The sequence below is a fragment of the Actinophytocola sp. genome (assembly GCF_035712165.1).
In the GTDB taxonomy this organism is placed as follows: Bacteria; Actinomycetota; Actinomycetes; order Mycobacteriales; family Pseudonocardiaceae; genus DASYTH01.
This window is the reverse complement of the sequence record NZ_DASTBH010000318.1, coordinates 1-4,882: the sequence shown is the minus strand read 5'-3', so window position 1 is coordinate 4,882 and position 4,882 is coordinate 1. Positions and strand designations below refer to the sequence as shown.

The window sequence follows — 4,882 nt, the reverse complement described above, 5'->3', positions numbered from 1 at the left end:
CGACGTGCGCGCCGAGCGCATCGAGGCGCGCGAGCACCGCCGGCTCGGCATCGGGAGGAACGAAGACGTGCAGCGCCCGCCCGCCGGCCGCGGCGACGACGGCCGCCGCCAGCGCCGCGCTCGTCGCCGCCACGGGCACGTACACCGAGCGCGCCGAGAACCTCGGGGTACTGGTCGATACCCTGGCCGCGCGCGACATCCGGCACATCTACACCGACTACTGGACGTGCAACCTGGTCGCGTTCGCCACCGAGGAGGGGACCGTGTGCGCGGTGCTCTCCGACGGCATGCGCACCGGTGTGAACCGGTACGAGCCGTACCGGGAACGGGTCGCCCGCGCCGACAGGCCCGCGTACGTGGTGCCGGCCAACCACGTCCTGGCCGGCCGGATCCGGGCGTGGCTCCACTCGACCGGCGTGCCGTACCGGAGCACCACCGTGGGCTGGTACGTGATCTTCGAGCCGGCACGAACGGTCCACCCGGACGCGCGGCCGCATCCCGTGCGGGTCGGGGTCGGTGCCACACCGCCCCGGGACTAGGTCGCGGATGAGCTGGGCCGGCACGGTGCGTGAGTCGTCCCAGGTAAGCGGACCGGTCGTCTCCACCGCGCCGTGATCGACCATGTCGATGCTTCAGGGGTAGCTGGGCGATGAGGTCATGCCCGGCGGCGGTTCATCCGACCTTCCTGCTGAGGCGAGGAGTCGGTACCGTCGGGCGACAACGATGTGGACGGTGTTCCACCGCGCTCGTCGTCGGAGGGACCGTTGTCACCGCAGCCGGCAACGGTCAGTCCGATGACCGTCAAGAGTGCTGCGCAGACGGCCGCGCGTGAGGCTGGCATGGCACCTCCGTGTGTCGGGTGAGACCGTCCCGGACGGGCCTGGTGCTCCTTGTGTACACCGCAGAACCCGGCTCGCCGTCGGCCGAACGCCTTCGCCTGCTCGACGCCGCCCAGCGCATGCCGAATCCCGCGATCCGGGCGCGCTACCGGGCCTGACGCGCCAAGAGAGCGTCAAGGTCGCCGGTGTTCGTGTTGAGACAACATCAAGATCAGCCACTTGGCGTCGATCCCGTTGTTGGCTCGATCAGTGCTGAGGTGGACCAAGCGGCTGTTGGTGGGCCGTCCGCTACGTACGGAGCGGTTGGGCGAGACCCTGCTGCCCAAGAAGCTGGCGTTGCCGGTGTTCTGCTCGGACCCGCTGTCGTCGAACGCGTACGCCACCGAGGAGATCCTGCGGGCGTTGAGCCTGGGCGGGCTCGCGCTGTTCTTCCTGACGCCGTGGGTGGCGCTGGCTGTCGTGGTCCTGTTGGCGGTGGTCGTCGCGTCGTACCGGCAGACCTGCCACGCCTACCCCAGCGGCGGCGGCGCGTACGCGGTGAGCCGGGCCAACCTGGGCCGAAACGCCGCACTGGTGGCGGCCAGCGCCCTGCTGGTGGACTACGTGCTCACCGTGGCAGTGTCGGTGGCCGCCGGGGTTGACGCGATCACCTCGGCCTTCCTCGTGCTCAAGCCGCACGCGGTAATCATCTCGCTGTGCTTCGTCGCGGTGCTGGCGTTGATGAACCTGCGCGGGGTGAAGGAGTCGGGCACGGTGTTCGCGGTGCCCACGTACGGCTTCATCGCGGTGGTCTTCGCGATGTTCGGCTGGGGCGCGTTCCGCGCGCTGACGGGGGAGGCGCCGGTGGCCGAGTCCGCCTCGTTCGGTGTCGCCCCGGTGCGTCAGGCCGCGGGGGCCGCGGCGCTGCTGTTGGCGGTGCGGGCGTTCTCCCAGGGTTGTACGGCGTTGACCGGGGTGGAGGCGGTCAGCAACGGGGTGCCGCACTTCGCGGAACCGAAGAGCCGCAATGCCGCCAACACGCTGGCCATCATGGGCGGCATCACCATTGCCATGTTCGCCGGCATTACCGTCCTGGCTCTGACATCCAAGGTGCGGGTCGCCGAGGATCCGGCGCAGCTGGTCGGCGCGCCGGCAGGCTACGAGCAGCGGACCGCGATCGCGCAGGTGGCCGGGGCGGTGTTCGGCTACGACACCGTGTTGTTCCTGCTCGTGCAGGGGTTCACCGCGGCGATCCTGATCCTGGCGGCCAACACCGCGTTCAACGGCTTCCCGATCCTGGCCTCGATCCTGGGCCACGACGGTTACCTGCCCAAGCAGTTCGCCCGCCGCGGTGACCGACTGGTGTTCAGCAACGGCGTCGTGATCCTGGCCGTCCTGGCCGGCCTGCTGATCTGGGCGTTCGATGCCTCCACCAGCCGGCTGATCCAGCTGTACATCATCGGTGTGTTCGTGTCGTTCACCCTCAGCCAGGCCGGCATGGTCCGGCACTGGACCAAGGAGTTGGCCGCCGGACCGGACCCGGCGGCCCGGCGGCGTATCCACCGCTCGCGGGCCATCAATGCCCTCGGCGCCGTGTTCACCGGTGTGGTGCTACTGGTGGTGTTGGTCAGCAAGTTCACCCACGGCGCGTACCTGGTCGTCGTCGCGATGCCCGCGCTGTTCCTGCTGATGAAAGCCATTGCGAGGCACTACCGCCGGGTGGCGAAGGAGTTGGCGCCTGAGCCCGGCGGCGTCGTGCTACCCGCCCGCATCCACGCCGTCGTCCTGGTCTCCAAGCTGCACAAACCCACCCTGCGGGCGCTGGCCTACGCGCGGGCCACCCGCCCGGACACCCTCACCGCGTTGACCGTGGCCGCCAACTCCGACGACGTGGCCGACCTGCAAACCGAGTGGACCGAGCGCGGCATCCCGGTGCCGCTGATCGAGCTGGACGCCCCGTACCGGGACATCACCGGGCCGGTGCTGGACTACGTCTCCGGGCTGCGCCGGGAGCACCCGCACGATCTGGTGGTGGTCTACCTGCCCGAGTACGTCGTCGGGCACTGGTGGGAGCAACTGCTGCACAACCAGAGCGCGCTGCGCCTGAAGGCCCGACTGCTGTTCCAACGCGGCGTCATGCTCACCAACGTGCCCTGGCAACTGGCCTCCAGCCGCCCGGATGACACCCACCGCGGATCCGACGACGCCGGCCGGGCCGAGGTCGGCGCAGGCCGTATAACTGGACCATGACCAGCAGCGCGCGTCGAGGGCTTCCCGCGCGGCGGACCCGGGCCGGCCTGGGCGTGGCCGTCGTCGGCCTGGCCGGGCTCACCGCGCTGCTCGCCCCGGCCCGGGTGGAGCTGTCGCTGGCCAGCGTCGCACTGCTGTACCTTGTGCCGGTGGTCGCCGCCGCGGCCATCGGCGGGGTACGGCCGGCGCTGGCCGCCGCCATCGCTGCTGACCTGCTGGTCAACTTCTTCTTCGTCCCCCCGTTCCACACGCTGCTGGTCGAATCCGGCGACGCCGCCATCGTGCTCGTGGTCTACGTCCTGGTCGCCGCCACGGTGGCGGTCACCGTCGAGGTGGCTGCCCGGTACCGCGCCCGCGCCGCCCGCCGCGACGCCGAGGCCGCCCTGCTCGCCCACGCCACCGCCGAACCGGTCACCGAACAGTCGCTGACCCGGCTGCTCGAGCAGGTGCGGGACACCTTCGCCATGGCCGCTGTGGCGCTGCTGGAAAGCGGCCCCTCCGGCGAGCACCCGGTCGCGTCGGTGGGACAGCCGCCGCCCGGCCGGCCGGTGCTGTCCGCCCCGGCCGGCAACGGACTGCGCCTGGCAGCCTGGGGGCCGGACATCTTCGCCGAGGACCGCCGAGCCCTGTCCCGGCTGGCCGCGGCCGCCGCCCGGACCCTGGAGGCGCAACGCCTGGCCGACCAGGCCGCCCGCGCCAGAGAACTCGCCGAGGTCGACCGGGTGCGGTCGGCGCTGCTGGCCGCGGTGGGCCACGACCTGCGCACACCGCTGGCGGCGGTCAAGGCCGCCGTGTCCAGCCTGCGCCAATCCGACATCGACCTACCCTCCGAGGCGAAGGCCGAGCTCCTGGCCACGATCGAGGAGTCCACCGACCGGCTCGACGCGCTGGTGGACAACCTGCTGTCGATGAGCCGGCTGCAAGCCGGCGCGCTCAGCGTCCATCCCCAACCCGTCGCCTTGGACGCCGTCGTCGCCCAAGCCCTGCTGCACACGGCGGCCGGCGGCGCGCCGGTCCGCGTCGACATCCCGGACGACCTCCCGCTCGCGTACGTAGATTCCGGCCTGCTCGAACGCGTCGTGGCCAACCTGGTCGCCAACGCCCTGGCCGCCAGTCCACCCGATCGACCCATCCGGCTGCACGGCCTGGCCGACGCCGACGGGGTGCGGTTGCAGGTTGTGGACCACGGTCCGGGGATACCCGAGGCCGACCGGGACCGCGTCTTCGAACCGTTCCAGCGGCTGCACGACCGCACCACCGTCGCAGGTCTCGGCCTGGGCCTGGCCATCGCGCGCGGCTTCACCGAAGCCATGGACGGCACCATCACCCCGACCGAAACCCCCGGTGGCGGGCTGACCATGACCGTCGGCCTCCCCACGGCACCCGGCCCCGTATCGGTTGGCGGATCATGACCGAGGTGCTCCTCGTTGACGACGACCGCCAACTGCTGCGGGCACTCACCATCACCCTGACCGCCCGCGGCTACACCGTGACCGTCGCCGCCGACGGCGCGACCGCCCTGGCCGCCGCCAGCCGTCGCCCGCCAGATCTGATCATTGTTGACCTCGGCCTCCCGGACATCGACGGCGTCGCCGTTGTCGAAGGCCTCCGTGGCTGGTGCACCGCACCGATCATCGTGCTGTCGGCCCGGCACGCCGAACCCGCCAAGGTCAATGCCCTGGACGCCGGTGCCGACGACTACGTCACCAAACCCTTCGGCATGGACGAGTTGCTCGCTCGCATGCGCGCCGCCCTACGCCGCGCCACCTCGGGCACCGCGGCCGCGGTCGTCACGACGGAGGCGTTCACCGTCG

Annotated in this window: 4 protein-coding genes; all 4 read left to right on the top strand. The window is 71.4% G+C overall.

Features of this window, described 5'->3' with window-relative positions:
- Positions 1-539 (top strand): hypothetical protein (locus VFO68_RS17875; RefSeq protein ID WP_325159443.1); only part of this gene is annotated, 539 nt, incomplete at its 5' end.
- A gap of 549 nt (positions 540-1,088) precedes the next feature.
- Positions 1,089-3,068, top strand: coding sequence for an APC family permease (locus VFO68_RS17870; protein ID WP_325159442.1), 1,980 nt, complete (start codon positions 1,089-1,091; stop codon positions 3,066-3,068).
- Complete coding sequence (locus VFO68_RS17865) at positions 3,065-4,480, top strand: sensor histidine kinase (RefSeq protein ID WP_325159441.1); 1,416 nt, start codon at positions 3,065-3,067, stop codon at positions 4,478-4,480. Before VFO68_RS17870 ends, VFO68_RS17865 begins: the two co-directional genes overlap by 4 nt.
- A partial coding sequence (locus VFO68_RS17860; RefSeq protein WP_325159440.1) for a response regulator occupies positions 4,477-4,882 on the top strand: 406 nt, incomplete at its 3' end. The genes VFO68_RS17865 and VFO68_RS17860, both read left to right, overlap by 4 nt.